Source organism: Solimonas fluminis (assembly GCF_002930645.1).
Lineage (GTDB): Bacteria > Pseudomonadota > Gammaproteobacteria > Nevskiales > Nevskiaceae > Solimonas_A > Solimonas_A fluminis.
Genome location: NZ_PSNW01000012.1, coordinates 107639 through 126581 on the forward strand (window position 1 = coordinate 107639; position 18943 = coordinate 126581).

The 18943-nt window shown below is 69.3% G+C and carries 18 protein-coding genes and 1 pseudogene; 11 read left to right on the forward strand and 8 right to left on the reverse strand.

Annotation, left to right across the window (positions count from 1 at the left end; all coding sequences use genetic code 11):
* Positions 1-23: 23 nt before the first annotated feature.
* From C3942_RS18425 to C3942_RS18440, 4 genes are all read right to left on the reverse strand, one after another.
* Positions 24-1205: a cytochrome P450 gene (locus tag C3942_RS18425; protein WP_104231834.1), complete on the reverse strand. Its 1182-nt coding sequence runs from the start codon at positions 1203-1205 to the stop codon at positions 24-26.
* Between the two features lie 14 nt (positions 1206-1219).
* Positions 1220-2377 (reverse strand): epoxide hydrolase family protein, encoded by a 1158-nt coding sequence (locus C3942_RS18430; RefSeq protein ID WP_104231835.1) that lies wholly within the window; start codon positions 2375-2377, stop codon positions 1220-1222.
* 209 nt (positions 2378-2586) lie between these two features.
* Positions 2587-3501, reverse strand: coding sequence for a crotonase/enoyl-CoA hydratase family protein (locus C3942_RS18435; RefSeq protein WP_104231859.1), 915 nt, complete (start codon positions 3499-3501; stop codon positions 2587-2589).
* Between the two features lie 101 nt (positions 3502-3602).
* Positions 3603-4376 (reverse strand): crotonase/enoyl-CoA hydratase family protein, encoded by a 774-nt coding sequence (locus C3942_RS18440; RefSeq protein WP_104231836.1) that lies wholly within the window; start codon positions 4374-4376, stop codon positions 3603-3605.
* Between the two features lie 80 nt (positions 4377-4456).
* Here C3942_RS18440 and C3942_RS18445 point away from each other — a divergent pair, with 80 nt between their 5' ends.
* Positions 4457-5248 carry a PaaX family transcriptional regulator C-terminal domain-containing protein gene (locus tag C3942_RS18445; RefSeq protein WP_104231860.1) on the forward strand — a complete coding sequence of 264 codons (792 nt, stop codon included), beginning with the start codon at positions 4457-4459 and terminating at the stop codon, positions 5246-5248.
* On the opposite strand, the gene C3942_RS18450 is transcribed toward C3942_RS18445, so the two are convergent.
* On the reverse strand, positions 5245-6138 hold the full coding sequence (locus C3942_RS18450) for a LysR family transcriptional regulator (protein WP_104231837.1): 894 nt from the start codon (positions 6136-6138) through the stop codon (positions 5245-5247). The genes C3942_RS18445 and C3942_RS18450 overlap by 4 nt on opposite strands.
* Before the next feature lie 255 nt (positions 6139-6393).
* Here C3942_RS18450 and C3942_RS18455 point away from each other — a divergent pair, with 255 nt between their 5' ends.
* From C3942_RS18455 to C3942_RS18475, 5 genes are all read left to right on the forward strand, one after another.
* Complete coding sequence (locus tag C3942_RS18455) at positions 6394-6771, forward strand: response regulator transcription factor (protein ID WP_104231838.1); 378 nt, start codon at positions 6394-6396, stop codon at positions 6769-6771.
* 27 nt (positions 6772-6798) lie between these two features.
* Positions 6799-8856 carry a PAS domain-containing sensor histidine kinase gene (locus C3942_RS18460; protein WP_104231839.1) on the forward strand — a complete coding sequence of 686 codons (2058 nt, stop codon included), beginning with the start codon at positions 6799-6801 and terminating at the stop codon, positions 8854-8856.
* Positions 8857-8973: 117 nt separating this feature from the next.
* Positions 8974-9933, forward strand: coding sequence for an alpha/beta fold hydrolase (locus C3942_RS18465; RefSeq protein WP_104231840.1), 960 nt, complete (start codon positions 8974-8976; stop codon positions 9931-9933).
* A gap of 24 nt (positions 9934-9957) precedes the next feature.
* Positions 9958-10992, forward strand: coding sequence for an aldo/keto reductase (locus C3942_RS18470; protein WP_104231841.1), 1035 nt, complete (start codon positions 9958-9960; stop codon positions 10990-10992).
* A gap of 14 nt (positions 10993-11006) precedes the next feature.
* Entirely contained in the window at positions 11007-12083 is a 1077-nt protein-coding gene (locus tag C3942_RS18475; protein WP_104231842.1) for an SMP-30/gluconolactonase/LRE family protein, read from the forward strand.
* Between the two features lie 27 nt (positions 12084-12110).
* Here the strand turns inward: C3942_RS18475 and C3942_RS18480 are convergent, their stop codons facing one another.
* Positions 12111-12737 (reverse strand): response regulator transcription factor, encoded by a 627-nt coding sequence (locus tag C3942_RS18480; RefSeq protein ID WP_104231843.1) that lies wholly within the window; start codon positions 12735-12737, stop codon positions 12111-12113.
* Between the two features lie 310 nt (positions 12738-13047).
* On the opposite strand from C3942_RS18480, the gene C3942_RS18485 reads away from it, so the two are divergent.
* The 5 genes from C3942_RS18485 to C3942_RS18505 are packed head-to-tail and all read left to right on the forward strand — an operon-like array spanning position 13048 to position 17319.
* The gene (locus tag C3942_RS18485; protein ID WP_104231844.1) at positions 13048-14004 is read left to right on the forward strand and encodes an alpha/beta fold hydrolase; all 957 of its coding nucleotides are present in this window, start codon (positions 13048-13050) and stop codon (positions 14002-14004) included.
* A gap of 26 nt (positions 14005-14030) precedes the next feature.
* Positions 14031-14657 carry a cysteine hydrolase family protein gene (locus tag C3942_RS18490; protein WP_104231845.1) on the forward strand — a complete coding sequence of 209 codons (627 nt, stop codon included), beginning with the start codon at positions 14031-14033 and terminating at the stop codon, positions 14655-14657.
* A gap of 24 nt (positions 14658-14681) precedes the next feature.
* Positions 14682-15491 carry an SDR family NAD(P)-dependent oxidoreductase gene (locus tag C3942_RS18495; RefSeq protein ID WP_104231846.1) on the forward strand — a complete coding sequence of 270 codons (810 nt, stop codon included), beginning with the start codon at positions 14682-14684 and terminating at the stop codon, positions 15489-15491.
* A gap of 33 nt (positions 15492-15524) precedes the next feature.
* Positions 15525-16004, forward strand: coding sequence for a hypothetical protein (locus C3942_RS18500; protein ID WP_104231847.1), 480 nt, complete (start codon positions 15525-15527; stop codon positions 16002-16004).
* A 28-nt stretch (positions 16005-16032) separates the two neighbouring features.
* Positions 16033-17319: an acetyl-CoA C-acyltransferase gene (locus C3942_RS18505; protein ID WP_104231848.1), complete on the forward strand. Its 1287-nt coding sequence runs from the start codon at positions 16033-16035 to the stop codon at positions 17317-17319.
* Between the two features lie 46 nt (positions 17320-17365).
* Here the strand turns inward: C3942_RS18505 and C3942_RS18510 are convergent, their stop codons facing one another.
* Positions 17366-18595, reverse strand: coding sequence for an NAD(P)/FAD-dependent oxidoreductase (locus tag C3942_RS18510; protein ID WP_104231849.1), 1230 nt, complete (start codon positions 18593-18595; stop codon positions 17366-17368).
* 110 nt (positions 18596-18705) lie between these two features.
* Positions 18706-18943 (reverse strand): annotated as a pseudogene (locus C3942_RS22425) (hypothetical protein); the annotation flags it as partial.

Here is an 18943-nt window from a genome sequence, read left to right on the forward strand (position 1 = left end):
GGCCCCCGCCCGCAGAGCGGAGCTTAGCGCACCGGGAAGCTGGCGGGTACGTGGGTGAAGCCGCGGACGTTGGGATTGTGGGCGCGCCTGAGCCCCGATTCATCGATCTCGTAGTCGGGGATGCGCTTGAGGATCTCCTCGAAAACCACCTTGGCCTCCAGGCGGGCCAGCGCGGAGCCGAGACAGGCGTGGATGCCCATGCCGAAGGCCATGTGGTCGCGGGCGCCGCGGGTGATGTCGTAGCGGTCCGGGTCCGGGTACTTGTCGGCGTCGCGGTTGGCGGAAATGATGCAGAGACCCACGCGCGCGCCCTCCGGGATGGTCTTGCCGCGCAGGGTCACGTCCTTGCCGGCGCGGCGCACGATGATCTGCGAGGAGCCGTCGAAGCGCAGGGTCTCCTCCACGGCGTTGGCCATCAGCGAGGGATCGCGCGCCAGCAGCGCGCGCTGGTCCTTGTGCTGCCACAGGCGGTAGGCCATGTTGCCGATCAGCTTGGTGGTGGTCTCGTTGCCGGCGATGGCCAGCAGGATCAGCGTGCCCACGGTCTGCTTGCGGTTCATGGTGCCGGCCTTCTCGGCTCGCAGCATGATCTCCACCATGCCTGAGGCGTCTCCGGTGGCCTCGTACTTCGCCGAGTGCGTCTCGAAGTAGGTGGCCATGTTGATGAAGCCGTTGATGTTGCGCTCGGACAGCGCGTGCTGCTTGTCCTCGCGCGCGATCAGGTCGTCGGCCCAGCCGCGCACCTTGTCCTGGTCCTCGGGCGGCACGCTGGTGAGCGTGGAGATGACGTCCATCGGCAGGAAGCAGCCCAGGTCGTCGACGAAGTCGAACTTCCCGGCCTTGAGGTGCTTCTCCAGCAGGCGCACGGTCTTGTCGCGGATGTACTGCTCCAGCGCCTGCACCGCCGAGGGCGTCATCAGGGGCATGAACAGGTTGCGCACGCGCGTGTGCTCGGGCGGATCGCTGAAGATGAACATCGGATAGGGCAGCGCCTCGGTGGAGCCCTTCTCCAGCGAAGTGGCCCCGGTGTTGACGAAGCTCCTGAAGTCGCGGAAGGCGTTGAACACGTCGTCCCACCGGGTCAGGAACCAGAGGTCCAGCTTCTCGTTGTAGTGCACCGGGTCCTGCTCGCGCAGGGCCTTGTAGGTGGGGTACGGATCCCAGTGGAAGGCATGGTCGTAGGGATCGAGCTGCAGGCTGGACATGGGTTTCTCCTCCATCATTGCGCTTCGTGGGCGCGCAGCTTGCGCGCGAACGCCCAGAGGTCTTCGGCAAACAGTTGCGGCTGCTCCAGGGCGGCGAAATGGCCGCCGCGCGGCTGCTCGTTCCAGTGGATCAGCGGATAGGCGCGCTCGCACCAGGCACGGGGCATGCGCACGATCTCGTTGGGGTAGTCGGCGAAACCGGTGGGCACCGTCACCTGGCCGGGCCCTTCCTTGCGCTGCAGGCTCTGCGAGAACTCGCGGTACAGCCGGAGACCGGAGGCGATGGTGCCGGTGAACCAGTACAGCGAGACCTGCGTCAGCAGGGTGTCGCGATCCACGGCGGCCTCCTGGCTCCAGCCGCCGTACTTCTCGCCGATCCAGGCACACCAGCCGGCGGGAGAGTCGGTCAGCGCATAGGCCAGGGTCTGCGGCCGCGTGCTCTGCTGGCGGTAGTAGCCCATGCCCTCGCGGCGATGCTTCTCGGCGGCGGCCACGCGGGCCAGTTCGTGCGGCTGCACGTCCTTCATCGCCGCGGCCAGGTCGCGCGGCGGCGCGATGGTCACCAGGTTCAGGTGCAGGGCATCGACGTGGGCGACATCATCCACCGCCATGTAGTGCGAGACCACCGAGCCCCAGTCGCCGCCCTGGACGATGTAGCGTCCGTAGCCCAGCTCGGCCATCAGGCGCGCCTGGCGCCGGCCGATCCGACGCGGGCTCATGCCGGTCTTCTTCGCCGGCGGCGAGCCGCCGTAGCCCTGCAGCGAGGGCAGCACGAGGTGGAACGCATCCTCGGCCTTGCCGCCGTAGCGCTCCGGCTCGGTCAGCCGCGGGGCGGCCTCGAAGAATTCCAGCACCGAACCGGGCCAGCCATGCGTCAGCAGCAGCGGCCGGGCATGGGCATGCGGCGAGCGGATGTGCACGTAGTGCAGGTCCAGGCCGTCGATGTCGATCAGGTACTGCGGGTAGCGGTTGAGGCGGGCCTCGGCGGCGGCGAAGTCGAAACCGCCTTGCCAGTACTCGACCAGAGCGCGGGCCTGAGCCAGCGGCAGGCCGGCGGCGGCGCCCTCGTCCTCCAGTTCGTCCGGCCAGCGGGTCAGCGCCAGGCGCTGGCGCAGTTCCGCCACCGCGGAGGGCGGGAACTCGAAGCGGAAGGGGCGGGGCGACTGGATCATGGGAAGGCTCACGGTAGCGAGATCGGAAGGCAAGAATCGCCCTTCAAATGGGTGATTTGAGCCTACCCCACCCTACCCTGCCACCGTTCGTGCTGAGCCTGTCGAAGCACGAACGGCCGCGCCCACGGTCAATAGCCGTTCGCCCTTCGACAAACTCGCCTGGAGGCGCCTACTTCTGGCAGGGCGAACGGCTGGAAAGCGGGACTGTTCTAACCTTTGAAGGTAGACAACCCGAAATCCCCGAACGGCTCGTCCCGCTCCCGTACCGCAGTGCGGAAGCCGGCCTCGGCCGCCCGCTGCTGGAAGGCATAGCCCTCCTTCGTGTGCCGGGTGATGCCGTCGAACACCGTGCCCAGGATCTGGGTGCTGTGCAGGCCCTGCGACATGACGCTCTGGTTGAGCAGCAGCTTCATCATCACCAGCTGGTTCACCGGCATGCGCGCGATGCGCTCCAGCAGGATCTCGAAACGCTCATCCAGCTGCTCCGGCGGAGCCGACTCGATCGCCAGGCCCCACTCCTTCGCTTCCTTGCCCGACAGGCAGTCGCCGGTGAACAGCAGGCGCTTGGATTTCTCCAGGCCGATGCGGTGGAACCAGATGGAGGTGGTGGGCGAGCCCCACACGCGCGCCGGCGGGTAGCCGATCTTGGCGTCGTCGGCGATCACCAGCAGGTCGGAGCAGAGCGCCATGTCGGTGCCGCCGGCCACGCAGAAGCCGTGGACCTTGCAGACCACCGGCTTCTCGCTGTGGAACAGGCTCATGAAGCCCTTCACGTTGCGGCTCATCATGGCGTAGTCGGTCATCGGGTCCCACAGGGAGCCCGGCACATGGTTCTGCATCTGCACGCGCGGATCCAGCACCGAGCCCTTCGGGCGGTGTTCGCTCTCCTCGCCGATGGCCATGGCCTCGGCACTGTCGACCAGGTCGTAGCCGCCGCAGAAGCCGGTGCCGTTGCCGGACAGGGCGACGACATGCACCGCCGGGTCGATGTTGGCACGTTCCACGCACTGCGCCAGCTCGCGCGGCAGGTCCATGGTGATGCCGTTGCCGCGCGCGGGGCGGTCGAGCGTGATGCGGGCGATGCGGCCGGTGACGGCGTAGGTCATCGTTTTGAGGGTGTCCATGATCTTCTCCAAACAGGTCTTCTTATAGGAGCCGGCTTGCTGGCGACATCGAGCCGTGAAGTCGCCAGCAAGCCGGCTCCTACCATGGCTGCAAGGCTCGGCTAGAACTTCCCGCCCCTTCCCACGCCGCCGCTGAACCGCGCCGCGCCCGCCACCGTTTCACCGCTCCTGAGTGTCTTCAGGCCATGACGGAACTCGTTGTCGAGGGCTTCCTGCTCGGCCATCCCCCATTGCTCGTAGGCGCTGCGGCGATCACCGCGCAGGCATTGCTGAGGAAAGGCGGCGAGCTGCAGCGCCAGCTTCTCGGTCTCGTCCTGCAGCCGCCCCCGCGGCACCACGCGGTTGGCCAGCCCGAAGGACAGCGCCTCCTGCGCAGCCACCGGACGGCCGGTGAGGATCATGTCCATCGCGCGGCTCATGCCGATGGCGCGCGGCAGGCGCACCGTGCCGCCGTCGATCAGCGGCACGCCGAAACGGCGGCAGAACACGCCGAACACCGCGGTCTCGTCGGCCACGCGCAGGTCGCACCACAGGGCCAGTTCGATGCCGCCGGCCACGCAGTAGCCGGACACCGCCGCGATCACCGGCTTGGAGAGCTGCATGCGGGAGGGGCCCATCGGCCCGTCGCCCGCGGTGTCGATGCGGTTGGCGCGCGCCGGGTCGCCGCCGGCCACGGCCTTCAGGTCGGCACCGGCGCAGAAGTGCTCGCCGGCACCGGACAGGATCGCCACCGACAGCTCCGGATCGGCATCGAACTCGCGGAAGGCGGCAGCCAGTTGCGCGGCGGTGACGCCGTCCACGGCATTGCGCGCCTGCGGCCGGTTGAGGGTGACCCACAGCAGCGGCGGACGCCGCTCGACCAGGACTTCATCCATTTTTGTTACTTCCAGTGACAGTAGATGAAAGTCTATGTAATGTTGCGGTGCACTGGCAAACGCTGCCTTACCATGCGCGCATGATCCCCAAGCCAAGACGCCTGATCCTGGGCCTGCTGCTCGCCGCCGAAGGCCAGGCCCTGTCGGTGCGCGACGCCATCGCCGGCTGCGGCCTGTTCGGCATCAGCGCCAACAGCGTGCGCGTCGCCCTGGTGCGCCTGTCAGCCGACGGCCTGATCGAGGCCACGGAACGCGGCAGCTACCGCCTGAGCGCCAGCGCCCACGAGCTGGCCGACGACGTCGCCACCTGGCGCAGCGCCGAGCAGCGCATCCGTCCCTGGCAGGGCGGCTGGCTGGCGGTGCACTGCGCCGGCCTGGGCCGCAGCGACCGCGTGGCCCTGCGCCGCCGCACGCGCGCACTGGCCATGCTCGGCTTCCGCGAGCTGGACGGCGGGCTGCACCTGCGCCCGGACAACATCGAGGACAGCGTGGAGGCGGTACGCAGGCGCCTGCATACGCTGGGGCTGGAGAAGCAGGCGCCGGTATTCGTGGCCGGCGAGTTCGACGCAGCCCGCGAGGCCGCCATCCGCAAGCTCTGGGACGGCAAGGCGCTCAACGCGAGTTACCGCAAGCTGCGCGCTCAGCTGGAGGACTGGCTGGCGCGCGCCGACAGGCTGGAGCTGGAGGCCGCCGCGCGCGAGTCCTACCTGCTGGGCAGCAACGCCATCCGCCACGTGGTCTACGACCCGCTGCTGCCGGCGCCGCTGGTGGACGCCGACGCCCGCCACGCCTTCGTCGAGACCGTGCGCCGCTTCGACCGCGCCGGCCAGGACATCTGGCGCCGGCTCGGCAGCCTTTCCGGAAAACCCTAGGGCCTGTCGACGTCCCCGCGGAGCACCGCCGCTTCGCTCTCGAACAGTTCCCCCAGCCAGTCCGCCACCGCGCGGAAGCGCTTGATGCGCGCCGCATCGCGATGGCTCAGCAGCCACAGCTCGCGCGTGAGCACCGGCGCGCACAGCGGCCGCAGCCCCTGGCGTGAACCGACGATGCAGGGCAGCACCGCCAGGCCCATGCCCATGGCGCAGGCATGAGCCAGGGTCGTCACGTTGCTGACGCGCAGCACGCGCCGCAGGCCCTGCCGCTGCGCCAGCCAGCGCATCTCCGGCAGGGCATCGAGCTCCTCGCCGTAGCTCAGCCAGGGCTGCGTGTCCCACTGTTCCGGGGGCAGCGCGGCATAGGGTCCGGCGCCGAACACCGTGAAGCCGATCTCGCCGACCTTGCGCATCAGGATCGCCGCGTCCTGCGTCGGCTGCGCCAGGCGCAGCGCAAAGTCGGCCTCGCGGCGGGTGAAGGACAGGTTGCTGTTGTCGGTCAGCAGCTGCACATCCAGCTTCGGGTGCCGCTGCAGCAGCGCCGGCAGGTGCTCCAGCAGCCAGTGATCGAACAGCACGTTGACCGCGGTGAGGCGCACGCGGCCGCTGATGCCCTCGCCCTCCGCCCGGGTCTCGGCCTGCAGGGCCTGCACCTGGCCCAGGGCACGCTCCGCATGGGCGATGAACACCGTACCGGCATCGGTCGGCTCGTAGCCGCGGTTGCTGCGGATGAACAGGCGCGTGCCCATGGCTGCCTCCACCGCCGCGACGCGGCGGCTGATGGTGGAGACGTCCACGCCCAAGTCGCGTGCCGCCGAGCTCATGCTACCGGCCCGGGCCAGCGCCAGCAGCAGCGGGATGTCGTTCCAATCGAGGTTCGGGGTGCTCATGCGGTCGCGGAGTTCGGGCCCGCGCGGGCGCGCGGCTGGTCGGACCAGTGTAGCGTCATGCGGACCTATACGAAGGTATAGGTCCTCGGAGCACCGTGGAGGAGCGACGAGGGAATCCCGGCGGCGGAAACACCGCTGCCGGTCGGACGCCGGTATGAAATCTCCAGGGGCGCAGAACCGTTCGTATGATTCCCGTGGCGGCCGCTTTGTGCGACAAAGGAGTCCTGGAAACCTGGAGCAGGAAGAAACCGCACCGTGTCACAAGCCGCACCCCTGATCTCGATCGTCGACGACGATGAATCGCTCAAGCTGGCCCTGGTGGGGCTGGTGCGCTCCTTCGGCTACGAAGGCCGCGGACACGCCAGCGCAGAGGATTTCCTGGCTTCCGGCGACGCCGGCCAGTGCGCCTGCCTGGTGACCGACCTGCACATGCCGGGACTCGGCGGGATCGAACTGCTGCAGCGGTTGCGCGCGGACGGCAACAAGGTGCCTGCGGTGCTGATCACGGCGCGCATGCTCCCTGGCCTGGAGCAGCGCGCCCGCGATGCCGGCGCACGCTGCCTGCTGCCCAAGCCCTTCGACCCGCAGACCCTGATGCGCTGCATCGAGCAGGCCCTGCCGCCCGTCAGCTAAGCTGTCAGGGAACATCTTGGGGGGATCGTGAGCGAGCAGCCTCAGCCCGGCGTGGCGCAGTGGTTCGACCTGGTGCAGGAAAGCATCGTGGTGCGCGACCCTGCCGGAGGCATCCTGGCCTGGAACCAGGCTTCGGCGCGGCTCTACGGTATCGCCAGCGAGCAAGCCCTGGGGCGACCGGAAGCCGAACTGCTGGGCTCGCAGTACCCGCAACCGGTATCCGAGATCGACGCGATCCTGCGCGAGACCGGCAGCTGGCGCGGCGAAGTGCAGCGGCGCGACGCCGCCGGCCGCGAGCTCCATATCGATCTGCGCTGCTCGCTGCTGCGTGACGCCGCTGGCGCCCCCCTGCAGGTGGTGGAGACCGCGCGGGACCTGAGCGAGCAGCGCCGGACCGAGCGCGCCCTGCGCCACAGCGAGTACCGCTACCGCAACCTCTTCCAGGCCATGGCTGCCTCCTTCTGGGAGCTGGATTTCAGCGCCGTGGGCGCCATGCTGCAGCGTCTGCGCAAGGCCGGCGTCACCGACCTGCGCGCCCACTTCGCCGCCAACCCGGGACTGGTGCGCGAGATGATGCGCGCCACCCGCATCCTCGACGTGAACGAGCAGACCGTGACGCTGTTCGGCCTCGGCGACCGCGCCGGCCTGATGGACAACGTCGAGCCCTTCTGGGCCGAGAGCAGCAACCATACCTATGCCGAAAGCGTGATCGCGGCCGTCACCGGCCAGCCGCATTACGTGGCGGAGACGCGGCTGCGCCGCATCGACGGCAGCGAGTTCGACGGCCTGTTCACGGCCTGCTTCGCACCGGAGGCGGTGGGGCGCGGCAAGCTGCTGATCGGCGTGATCGACATCTCCGAACGCAAGCGGGCCTACGCCGAGCTGGAGCGCAGCGAGTCGCGCTACCGCAACCTGTTCCAGGCCATGGCGGTATCTTTCCTGCAGCTGGATTCCAGCGGGCTGAACAAGCTCTTTGCCGAGTTGCGTGCGCAGGGCGTCACCGACCTGCATCCCTACATCGACCAGCACCCGGAGTTCCTGGAGAAGGCGATGGAGGCATCGGTCGTGATCGACGTCAACGAGCGCTCCCTGAAGTTGCTGGGCGCCAAGGACCGGAACGAGCTGCTGGGGCCGGTGACCAAGTACTGGATTCCCGGCCATTACGACGCCTTTCGCGGCAGTATCGAGGCGGGCTTCCGCCGCGAGGCCGGCTTCCAGGCGGAAACCCGCAAGCGCACCGTCGACGGTCGCGAGATCGACGTGCTGTTCTTCGTCACCGCGCCTCCGGAGATGCGTGACAACGGCATCGTTCTGGTCGGCAACATCGACATCTCCGAGCAGGTGGCGGCGCGTGCCGCCGTGCGCCAGATGCAGGTCGAGCTGGCGCATGCCGGACGCGTGACCATGCTCGGCGAGTTGACCGCTTCCATCGCGCACGAGGTCAACCAGCCGCTGGCCGCGATCGCCACCAACGGCGAGGCCGGCCTGCGCTGGCTGGGCCGCGCGGTGCCGGACGTGGAGGAAGCCCGTACGCTGATGCAGCGGATGATCGCGGACGCCCGCCGCGCCGCCGAGATCATCGCCCGCATCCGCGCGATGTCGCTGCGCCGCCCTCCGGAGCCGGTTCCGCTGGGGCTCAATGCCCTGGTGCAGGAGGCGGTGCAGTTCCTGCAGCATGAGCTGCGCGCGCAGCAGGCCCAGTTGCTCCTGCAGTTGGCCCCGGCATTGCCGCTGGCGCAGGGCGACCGCGTGCAGCTGCAGCAGGTGGTCGTCAACCTGGTGGTGAATGCCCTGCAGGCCATGGCGCAGGCCGATGTCCCCCGCCGCGAACTGCAGATCGAAACGCGTCTGACCGCCGACCGCGAGATCGAGCTGGCGGTTCTCGACAGCGGCCCCGGCATTCCCGGCGAACATTTCGACAAGCTGTTCGAGAGCTTCTTCTCCACCAAGCCCAACGGCATGGGCCTGGGGCTGCCGGTGTGCCGCTCGATCATCGAGGCCCATGGCGGGCGGATCGCCGCGGGCAACCGCGAAGGCGGCGGGGCACGCTTCGCGGTGACGCTGCCGCTGCCCGCCGCGGGCTGAGTCCCATACCAAGGTTTGTCCCGGCAGAACCCTAGGGACAATTGGCGGGCGGCCAGGGCCCTCCGATGATGGCGGCGAGCACCGATTGCTCGCAGCGAATCATCCAGGGAGACCGCCATGCTGCCGTTCAACATCCGCCGCCTTCGCCCGCGCCTCGCCATCCGCCGGACCCTGCTGCCGTGGCTCGCCAGCCTGCTGCTGGCGGTCAGCCTGCTGCCAGTCCGGGCCGAGGCCGCCTCCGCCGCCCATGCCCAGACGCACTACGTCACGGTGAACGGCGACCGCATCGCCTACCGCAGCTTCGGACAGGGCAGCCCGATCCTGTTTGCCAATCGCATGCGCGGGACGCTGGACACCTGGGACCCGCTGTTCCTCGATACGCTGGCCCGGCAGCACCGCGTGATCACGGTGGATTATCCCGGCGTGGGCTACTCCAGCGGCCGGCTGCCGGACGACATGGCCCAGGTGGCCGGCTTCCTGCGCGACTTTGCCGACGCGCTGAAACTGGAGCGCTTCGCCATGCTGGGCTGGTCCTGGGGCGGCTTCGCTTCCCAGACGCTGCTGCTCCAGGAGCCACAGCGCGTCACCCACGCGATCCTGGTCGGCACCAACCCTCCGGGGCCGGGGCAGCTGCCGATCCAGCAGGTCTTCATCGAGCGGGCCATCAAGCCGGTGAACGATTTGGCCGATGAGGAGGTGCTGTTCTTCGAACCGAAGTCGGCCTTCAGCCGCGCCGCCGCCAAGGCCTCGCGAGAGCGCATCTACGCCCGTCCCGACGTGGTGTCGAGGATTCCGGATACCATGGAAGAGTTCCAGGTGTACTTCAAGGCGGCCTCGGTCTTCCGCGAGGATGAAGCCGGGCGACGCGATCAACTGGCCCGCTCGCGTACTCCGCTGCTGATCCTCTGCGGCGACAACGACACCAGCACGCCCGGCCAGAACTGGTTCCCGCTGGTCGGCCAGTTGCCCAATGCCCAGCTGATCGTCTACCCGGAGTCCGGCCACGGCCCGCAGCACCAGTACCCCGAGCTGTCGGCCGAGTACATCTCGCGCTTCCTGGCCCGCACGAGCCGCTGACTCCCACCCGACCTGGAGATTCCCATGCGCTACCGCATCTTCGGCCGCACCGGCCTGCGTGTTTCCTCGTTCGCCCTCGGCACCGGCAACTTCGGCAAGGGCTGGGGCTATGGCTCCGACCGCGGCGATGCCGAGGCCATCTACCGCGCCTACCGCGAAGCGGGCGGCAACTTCATCGACACGGCCGACCAGTACCAGTTCGGCCAGTCGGAGACGCTGATCGGCGAGCTCGCCGCCGGCGAGCGCGAGGATCTGGTGATCGCCACCAAGTTCTCCCTCGGCGACAGCCCGCAGGCCGGCCTGCAGCGCAGCGGCAACAGCCGCAAGTCGATGCAGCAGTCGGTGGAGGCCAGCCTGCGACGCCTGCGTACCGACCGCGTCGACCTGCTGTGGGTGCACATGCCGGACGGCGTCACCCCGGTCGACGAAATACTGCGCGGCTTCGACGACCTCGCCCGCGCCGGCAAGATCCTCTACGGCGGCCTGTCGGACTTCCCGGCCTGGCGCGTGGCCACCGCGGCGACGCTGGCCGAGCAGCGCGGCAGCCTGCCGCTGGCCGCGGTGCAGCTCGAGTACAGCCTGGTGGAGCGCACGGCCGAGCGCGAACTGCTGCCGATGGCGGCGGCCTTCAACCTGGGCACGGTCATCTGGTCGCCGCTCGGGGGCGGGCTGCTCACCGGCAAGTACCGCAGAGGCGAAACCGGCCGCGCGCAGGGCCTGGGTGCCGTGATCCATGCCGAGAACGATCCGCGCAAGACGGCGACGCTCGATGCGGTCCTGGCCGTTGCCGGCGAGCTGGACGTGACGCCCGGCCAGGTCGCGATGGCCTGGGTGCTGGCCAAGGGCACGCTGCCGATCCTCGGCCCGCGCACACCGGAGCAGTTGGCCGATAATCTCGCCGCCCTCGCGGTGAAGCTGTCGCCCGATCAGCTGCAGCGACTGGATTCCGCCAGCGCCATCGCACTGGGCTTTCCCCATGACGTGGTAGCCGGCAGTGCCGGCAGCCTGTTCGGCGGACAATCCGAGCGGATCGACCGGCCGGCGTTCGCCGTTCGCTAAGGCCGGAGACCTCCATGAACAAGCGCATGTCCCTGATCGCCCTGCCGCTGGCGCTGCTTTTGCCCCTGCAGCCGCAGGCGGCGGAAGGCCCGCTGCGGATCGCCGTGGAGCGCTTCGTGCAGCTGCCCGCCGATGTGCGCCAGCCGGAAGGCATCACCGCGGACCCGGCAACAGGCGAAATCTACGTCGGCAGCTTCGACGCACGCATGCCGGAGTCCAGCCGCAACAACCAGCTGCTGCGCTACTCGCCGGACGGCAAGCTGCTGGGACGGCGCCGCTTCGGCACCACGCCGCTGACCGGCCTGGCGTACAGGGACGGCCAGGTCTACATCCTCAACTTCGGCGCTTCCAGGCTGCAGCGGATCGCGGCCGGCTTCGGCTCGGATACGCCGGTGGAGGACGTCGCGAGCTTCGGAGCGCTGCTGCCGCCGGCACCCGGCGAGCGGCGCATCGACAACCCGGATGGCAGCCAGGACCGCATCCAGTTCGGCGCGGCGGGCTTCCCGGCCATCAACGGCATGGTGTTCGACCGCGCCGGCAATCTCTACGTCTCCGATTCCTTCCAGGGCGCGATCTACCGTATCGAACGGGCCACGAGCTGCATGCCCTGCCGTGTGCAGACCGTGCTGCATGATCCGTTGCTGGCCACCGCCGGCCCGCTGCCCTTCGGCGCCAACGGCCTGGCCTTCGACGCGAGCGAGCGCCTGCTCTATATCAACAATGCGGGCGATGGCCGCGTGCTGCGCTGGCCGCTGGCCGGCGGTGCGCTGGAGGTGCTGGCGGAGAGCATCCACGGGGCCGATGGCCTGCTGTTCCACGACGGCCTGCTGTGGGTGTCCGCCAACCAGGCCGACCGCGTGCTGGGGCTGGACGAGAACGGCCGCATCCGCGTGCAGGCCGGCGAGTTCCAGGGCCATGACGGCGACGGCGCGCCGCGCGGCCTGCTGTTTCCCGCCGGCAGCGCCGTGTCCGGCGCATGGATGGTTGTGGCCAACCTGTCACTAGCGCTGACCGCGCGCGAAGGCGATGAGTGGGAGGAAGAGACGCGACGCTGGACGCTGTCGCGCTTCCGCCTGCCCAGGGCACATTGAACTGAAGCGGGACAACCAGGATGGCGGCTATCGGCCGCTGCCTTTTTTCAGCTGCAACGACTCGGCCATGCGCACCAGGTCGGCCAACGAGCGGGCGCCCATCTTCCTCATGGCGGCACCGCGGTGGATCTTGACGGTGATCTCGGCCAGGTTGAGGTCGGCGGCGATCTGCTTGTTGAGCCGGCCGGAAACCACCGAGGCCATCACCTCGCGCTCGCGCGCGGACAGGGTCTCGTAGACCGCGCGCAGGCGCGCGGCATCGCCGGCGTCGGCGCGACGCTGGCGATCCTTCTCGATGGCCATGCCCACGGCGTCGAGCAGGTCCTGGTCGCGGAAGGGCTTGGTCAGGAAGTCGATGGCGCCAGCCTTCATGCCGCGCACGCTCATCGGGATGTCGCCATGCCCGGTCATCAGCACCACCGGAATCTGCACCTGCGCCTGGATCAGCTGCTGCTGGAAATCCAGGCCGCTGAGGCCGGGCAGGCGGATGTCGAGCAGCAGGCAGCTGGGCAACTCGGGGCGCTGCGCGGTGAAGAACTCGTGCGCCGAACCGTACAGGCGGCAGCCGAGCTGCACGGAGCGGAACAGGCTCTCCAGCGCCATGCGCAGGGAAGCATCGTCGTCCACGATATGAACGACAGCGGTCTCGCCCATCGATTCCCCCTTCAGCCTCGATCGTTGACTGGATGTTAGCGCAGGCAGAGGGCCGGACCGCAGCTATCCCTGCGTATACCAACTGGCGAGCGCCGCCATACCTTGATCTGAATGACCCGCCGCAGCCCAGGGCATAGCCTGGGTTTGCCTGCTGGGACAGGCAACGGAAGCGGCGGAAACCCGGGCCGGCCTTGCAAACCTGCAAAGCGGCCTTGCGGCGACGGCGATTCCGCCCGGCCGGGCCAGGACGCAATCTGTGCCCAGGCCGGACACATCGTCCCGCCATCCGATCGAACGAGGGAGAACCGACATGAACAGCACCACCGCCCCGCTGGCCACCCGCCGCGAAATCCTGGCCGCCGGCATCGGCGCCGTCGCCGCCGCCGCCGCGGGCCTGCCGGCCGCAGCCCAGGCCGCCGGCCCGGCCAAGGCCGGCGCCCCGGGGACCGGCTTCGTCACCGCCAAGGACGGCGCCCGCATCTTCTACAAGGACTGGGGCAAGGGGCAGCCGGTGCTGTTCAGCCACGGCTGGCCGCTGACGGCCGACGCCTGGGATGCCCAGATGGTGTTCCTGGGCCAGAAGGGCTACCGCGTGATCGCCCATGACCGCCGCAGCCATGGCCGCTCCGACCAGACCTGGGACGGCAACCACATGGACAGCTATGCCGACGACCTGCATGCGCTGATCGAGGCCCTGGACCTGAAGAACCTCGTGCTGGTCGGCCACTCCACCGGCGGCGGCGAGATCACCCACTACATGGGCCGCCACGGCACCCGGCGCATCGCCAAGGCCGTGCTGGTCGGCGCAGTGCCGCCGCTGATGCTCAAGACCGCCGCCAATCCCGGCGGCCTGCCGCTGGAGGTCTTCGACGGCATCCGCAAGGGCACCTACGACGACCGCTCGCAGTTCTTCCGCAACCTGACGATGCCCTTCTACGGCTACAACCGCGCCGGTGCCAGGATCTCCGAAGGCGTGCGCCAGTCCTTCTGGCTGCAGGGCATGATGGGCGGCATCAAGGGCCAGCTCGACTGCATCCGCGAGTTCTCCGAGGTGGACTACACGCCGGACCTGAAGAAGATCGACGTGCCGACGCTGTTCATCCATGGCGACGACGACCAGATCGTGCCGATCGGCGCCTCCGCGCTGCTGGCCTCGAAGATCGTCAAGAACTCGACGCTGAAGGTCTACAAGGGGGCCGACCACGGCCTGACCGTGACCCACCAGGACCGCTTCAACGCCGACCTGCTGGACTTCATCAAGTCCTGAACCGCCGCCGCCCCGGAGAGACTGTCATGAATACCCCTGCCATCTACGACGCCGGCCGTACCGCCCTGCTGTTCGTCGACCCCTACAATGACTTTCTCTCCGAGGGCGGCAAGCTGTGGCCGCGCGTCGCCGAGGTCGCCCGTGCCGTCGGCCTGCACGACAACCTTCGCCGCATCGGCGCGGCGGTCCGCGCCGCCGGCATCCCGGTGTTCATCGTGCCGCATCATCGTGCCGAGCCGGACGACTTCCGCAACTGGGACCACCCGACGCCCTACCAGCTCGGCGCGGCCAAGGTGCAGGTGTTCGCCAAGGGCAGCTGGGGCGGCGAATGGCATCCGGACTTTGCACCGCAGCCCGGCGACACCATCGTCAAGGAGCACTGGGGCGCCAGCGGCTTCGCCAACACCGACCTCGACATGCTGCTGAAGCAGCGCCGCGTCAGCCACGTGATCCTGGTGGGGCTGATCGCCAACACCTGCATCGAGTGCACGGGCCGATTCGCCAACGAACTGGGCTACCACGTCACCCTGGTGCGCGACGCCACCGCCGCCTTCAGCGCCGAAGCGATGCGCGCCGCCCACGAGATCAACGCGCCGTCCTACGCGCACGCGGCGCTGAGCACCGCCGAACTGCTCGACGCGCTGCCGCGCTGAGCCCCACGGAAGAAGGAAGCCACCATGAACATCCCGAAGATTTCCGGTGCCGCCCTCATCACCGGCGCCTCCTCCGGCATCGGCGCCACCTATGCCGAACGCCTGGCCCGCCGCGGCCATGACCTGGTCCTGGTCGCCCGCGACCGTCCCCGCCTGGAGGCCCTGGCCCAGCGCCTGCGCCGCGAGACCGGCGTGCAGGTCGAGATCGTCGTCGCCGACCTCAACCGGCGCGAGGACCTGGCCGCCGTCGAGACCCAGTTGCGCGGCGACGAGCGCATCGGCCTGCTGGTCAACAATGCCGGCGTCGCCGTCAACGGCCCGCTGCTGGAGGCGGACACCGGCAAGCTGGAGGCCATGATCCAGCTCAACAGCGTGGCCGCCACCCGCCTGGCCCTGGCCGCCGCCGAGGCCTTTGCCGCCCAGGGGCATGGCGCCATCGTCAACATCGGCTCGGTGACCTCGCTGCTGCCGGAGCGCTTCAACGGCGTCTACGCCGCCACCAAGGCCTACCTGCTGACGCTGAGCCAGGCCCTGGCGCAGGAACTGGCGCCGCGCGGCGTGCGCGTGCAGGCGGTGCTGCCCGGCGTGACCCGCACGCCGATCTGGGAGCACTCCGGCCTGCCGGCCGGGGCGATCCCGCCGGAGATGGTGATGGAAGCCGGCGACATGGTGGACGCCGCCCTGGCCGGCCTGGACCAGGGCGAGACGGTCACCATCCCTTCGCTGCCCGACGCCGCCGACTGGGACGCCTACACCGCCCAGCGCCTGGCCCTGGGCCCGCATCTTTCGCACGCTCGTCCCGCCGCCCGCTACGGCATCACGGTAACGTCCTAGTCGCCACCCAACGTCATCACCAGGGAGCCTGTCATGTTCGATCTCAAGACCTTCACCCTCCTCCACGTCGTCATCAGCCTGCTGGCGCTGGTCGCCGGCATCGCCTTGCTGCTCGCCTGGCGCGGCGGAAAGGCGCAGCCCGGCCTGGCCACCGCCACCCTCGTGCTGCTGCTCGCCACCAGCATCACCGGATTCATGTTTCCCTTCATCAAGTTCCTGCCCTCGCATGCCTTCGGCATCCTGTCCCTGATCCTGCTGGCGGCCACCGTGGTGGCGCGCTGGGGCAAGGGCCTGGCCGGCCGCTGGCTGACGGTCTACGGCGCCACCCTGGCGATCGCCGTGTATCTGGACGCGTTCGTCGCCGTGGTGCAGGCTCTGCAGAAGATCCCGGCGCTGAACGCGCTGGCGCCCACGGACAAGTCGCCGGGCTTCATGATCGCCCAGGGCCTGTTGCTGGTCGCCTTCGTCCTGCTGGGCAGGTCCGCCTTGCGCGGCCTGCGCGGCATTGCCTGAACCCCGCTGCGCACCAAGGAAGAACGCCATGACCAAGAAGAACACCCCTCCCCAGCCCTGGATCGCCTCGGGCGTCCGCACGCCCTTCGCCAAGGTGGACGGCGCGCTCGCCGGCCACGACGCCATCGGCCTGTCGGTCCCGGTGGTGCAGGCGATGCTGCAGCGCCTGGACGGCGCCGCGCCGGACTTCGCCGTCTGGGGCAGCGTGGTGCCCAACCTCACCTGGAGCAACCTCGCCCGCGAGGTGCTGATGGAAGCCGGCGCGCCGGCGACCATCACCGCCTTCTCCACCGTCATGGCCTGCTCCACCAGCATGATCGGGGCGATCGAGGCCGCAGGCATGCTCAACGACAGCAGCCGCCAGCTCGCCCTGGTCGGCGGCGTGGAGAGCATGAGCCGCGTGCAGATCGGCCTGGGGCAGACACTGTCCGATTGGCTGCGCAAGTTCCAGAAGACCAAGACCACCGGCGAGAAGCTGCAGCACATCGCCAGCCTCAAGCTCGCGGATGTCGGCCTCTACATCCCCTCGGTGACCAACCGCACCACCGGCAAGAGCATGGGCGAGCACACCGAGATCACCGCCAAGGAGTGGAACATCCCGCGCGCCGCGCAGGACGAAAGCGCCCTGTCCAGCCACAAGAACTCCGTGGCGGCCTGGGAGCGCGGCTTCTTCGACGACCTGGTGATTCCGCTGGGCGAGGCGAAGCGTGACGGCATTCCGCGCAAGGACACCACGCTGGAGAAGCTCGGCAAGCTGCCGCCCGCCTTCGACCGCAGCAGCGGCAAGGGCACGCTCAGCGCCGGCAACTCGTCGCCGCTGACCGACGGCGCCGCCGCGATCTGGGTCGGCACGGAGGCGGGCCTGTCGAAGCTGCCCAGGGACACGCCGCGCGTGAAGCTGGTGGACTGGGAGATCGCCGCCATCGACTTCCGCCACGAGGGCCTGCTGATGGCGCCGGCCTTCGCGATTCCGCGCCTGCTGGAACGCCAGGGCCTGACCTACAACGACATCGGCCTGTGGGAAATCCACGAGGCCTTCTCGGCCCAGGTGCTGTTCCACATCAAGGCGATGGAGGACGTGGCCTTCCTGCGCGAGAAGGCCGGCGTCAAGGCGGTGATGGGCACATTCCCGCGCGAGCGCGTGAACCCCAACGGCGGCAGCGTCGCCATCGGCCATCCCTTCGGGGCCACCGGCGCGCGCATCCTCAGCCAGGCGGTGAAGGAACTCGCCGCCATGCCCAGCGGCACGCTGGCCATCGTCAGCATCTGCGCCGACGGCGGCCAGGGCAGCGTGGTGCTGCTGGAAGCGGCCTGAGGCCGCCCGCCCCGCCGCCGGCCTGCGGCGGCGGGGCAGCCAGCGTTCAGCACGCCAGCAGGGATCTCAACGGCAGGTCGCCATCGGCCAGCCGCGCCGGGTCCGGCATGGCGCCGGCGGCCACCAGTTTCTTCGCCAGCAGGAACTCCTGCGGACGATTCACGACGTCGGCAGCGATCAGGCGGCCCTCGCGCAGATAGAACGCGGAGAAATCCCGCGACTTCTGCAGGTCACCGCGGACCACCAGGCGATCATGCCCCTGCGAAAGCCCCACCATCTGCAGCTTCAGGTCGTACTGGTCCGACCAGAACCACGGCACGGCGCGGTAGGGCTGATCGGCCCCGAGCAGCGTCGCCGCCGCGGTCCGGGCCTGTTCCAGCGCGTTCTGCACCGACTCCAGGCGCAACCGCCGGCCGGCGAAGCGGCTTGGATGGTTCGCGCAGTCGCCCGCGGAGACGATGTGCGGGTCCGAGCTGCGGGCGCATTCATCCACGACGATGCCATCGTCGACTTCCAGACCGGCCCGCTGCGCCAGCTCGACATTGGGCAGCAGCCCGATACCGGCCAGGACGTGATCTGCCGCCATGAGCCGGCCGTCCGACAGTTGCACCGCCTCCACCGTTTCCCGGCCTCGCACGGCGGCAAGCTGCGCCCCGGTGACCAGATTCACGCCCGCCTCGCGATGCACGCGCTCGAAGAAGCGGGAAATCTCCGGCGCCGTGACGCGCGCCAGCACCCTGTCGAGGCCTTCCAGCAGCGTGACCCTCGCGCCGGCCCTGGCCGCGGCAGCGGCGGCCTCCAGACCGATGAACCCGCCGCCGACGATCACCAGCCGGCATCCCTCCCGCAGGGCTGGGCGCAGGGCGCGCGCGTCATCCATCGTGCGCAGCAGCTGCACGCCCCGCAGGCCCGCACCCGGCACCGGCAGCGGCCTGGCACGCCCCCCGGTGGTCAAGGCCAGGCCGCGGTAGCCGATGCGGCGGCCATCGGCCAGTTCCACCTCCCGGCGCTGCCGATCGAGGCGAACGGCTGCGGTGCCGCCGATGAACTCGATGGCATGCCGCTGCCACTGCGCGGGCGGCACCGCATAGAGAGCCGCCTCGTCCGCCGCCCCGGTGAGATAGGCCTTGGACAGCGGCGGGCGCTTGTACGGCGGCCAGGCCTCATCTCCCAGGAGCACGACACGACCGGCATGGCCGCGCCGTCGCAACTCCAGGCATAGCTCCGCGCCAGCCTGCCCGGCGCCGATCACCACGATGTCACTCTGCTCCGTCATCTGCCGTTCCGAATGCCTGAAAAAAGAAACCCCTTCGTCAGCCCGGAAGGGGTTGAAGTCCTCCACCCAAGACGAGGGAGAGATACGGTGGAGGAGGAGGAAGACTGCGCCTACATCGCGCGGACCGCTTCGCGGCGCGCGAGTTCCTGGTCGACGAACCTGATCCAGTTGCCGGCGGCTTCGGCCAGCGCCGGGGACTGTGCCGCCGCTACGAACTGTGTGCGCGCCTCGGCGAACTTGTTGGCATTGAACAGCGCGGTGCCCAGCGCCATGTGCGCATCGGCGGGCTTGTCGAGGTTGCGCGACTTCAGGGCCGTGCGGAAAGCCTCCGCCGCGTTGTTCCAGTCG

Coding starts and splice junctions, on each gene's coding strand:
- C3942_RS18490 (WP_104231845.1), top strand. CDS start 14,031: ATGAATACCCCTGCCATCTACGACGCCGGCCGTACCGCCCTGCTGTTC.
- C3942_RS18510 (WP_104231849.1), bottom strand. CDS start 18,595: ATGACGGAGCAGAGTGACATCGTGGTGATCGGCGCCGGGCAGGCTGGC.
- C3942_RS18480 (WP_104231843.1), bottom strand. CDS start 12,737: ATGGGCGAGACCGCTGTCGTTCATATCGTGGACGACGATGCTTCCCTG.
- C3942_RS18425 (WP_104231834.1), bottom strand. CDS start 1,205: ATGTCCAGCCTGCAGCTCGATCCCTACGACCATGCCTTCCACTGGGAT.
- C3942_RS18465 (WP_104231840.1), top strand. CDS start 8,974: ATGCTGCCGTTCAACATCCGCCGCCTTCGCCCGCGCCTCGCCATCCGC.
- C3942_RS18505 (WP_104231848.1), top strand. CDS start 16,033: ATGACCAAGAAGAACACCCCTCCCCAGCCCTGGATCGCCTCGGGCGTC.
- C3942_RS18450 (WP_104231837.1), bottom strand. CDS start 6,138: ATGAGCACCCCGAACCTCGATTGGAACGACATCCCGCTGCTGCTGGCG.
- C3942_RS18440 (WP_104231836.1), bottom strand. CDS start 4,376: ATGGATGAAGTCCTGGTCGAGCGGCGTCCGCCGCTGCTGTGGGTCACC.
- C3942_RS18430 (WP_104231835.1), bottom strand. CDS start 2,377: ATGATCCAGTCGCCCCGCCCCTTCCGCTTCGAGTTCCCGCCCTCCGCG.
- C3942_RS18485 (WP_104231844.1), top strand. CDS start 13,048: ATGAACAGCACCACCGCCCCGCTGGCCACCCGCCGCGAAATCCTGGCC.
- C3942_RS18445 (WP_104231860.1), top strand. CDS start 4,457: ATGATCCCCAAGCCAAGACGCCTGATCCTGGGCCTGCTGCTCGCCGCC.
- C3942_RS18495 (WP_104231846.1), top strand. CDS start 14,682: ATGAACATCCCGAAGATTTCCGGTGCCGCCCTCATCACCGGCGCCTCC.
- C3942_RS18475 (WP_104231842.1), top strand. CDS start 11,007: ATGAACAAGCGCATGTCCCTGATCGCCCTGCCGCTGGCGCTGCTTTTG.
- C3942_RS18435 (WP_104231859.1), bottom strand. CDS start 3,501: ATGGACACCCTCAAAACGATGACCTACGCCGTCACCGGCCGCATCGCC.
- C3942_RS18470 (WP_104231841.1), top strand. CDS start 9,958: ATGCGCTACCGCATCTTCGGCCGCACCGGCCTGCGTGTTTCCTCGTTC.
- C3942_RS18500 (WP_104231847.1), top strand. CDS start 15,525: ATGTTCGATCTCAAGACCTTCACCCTCCTCCACGTCGTCATCAGCCTG.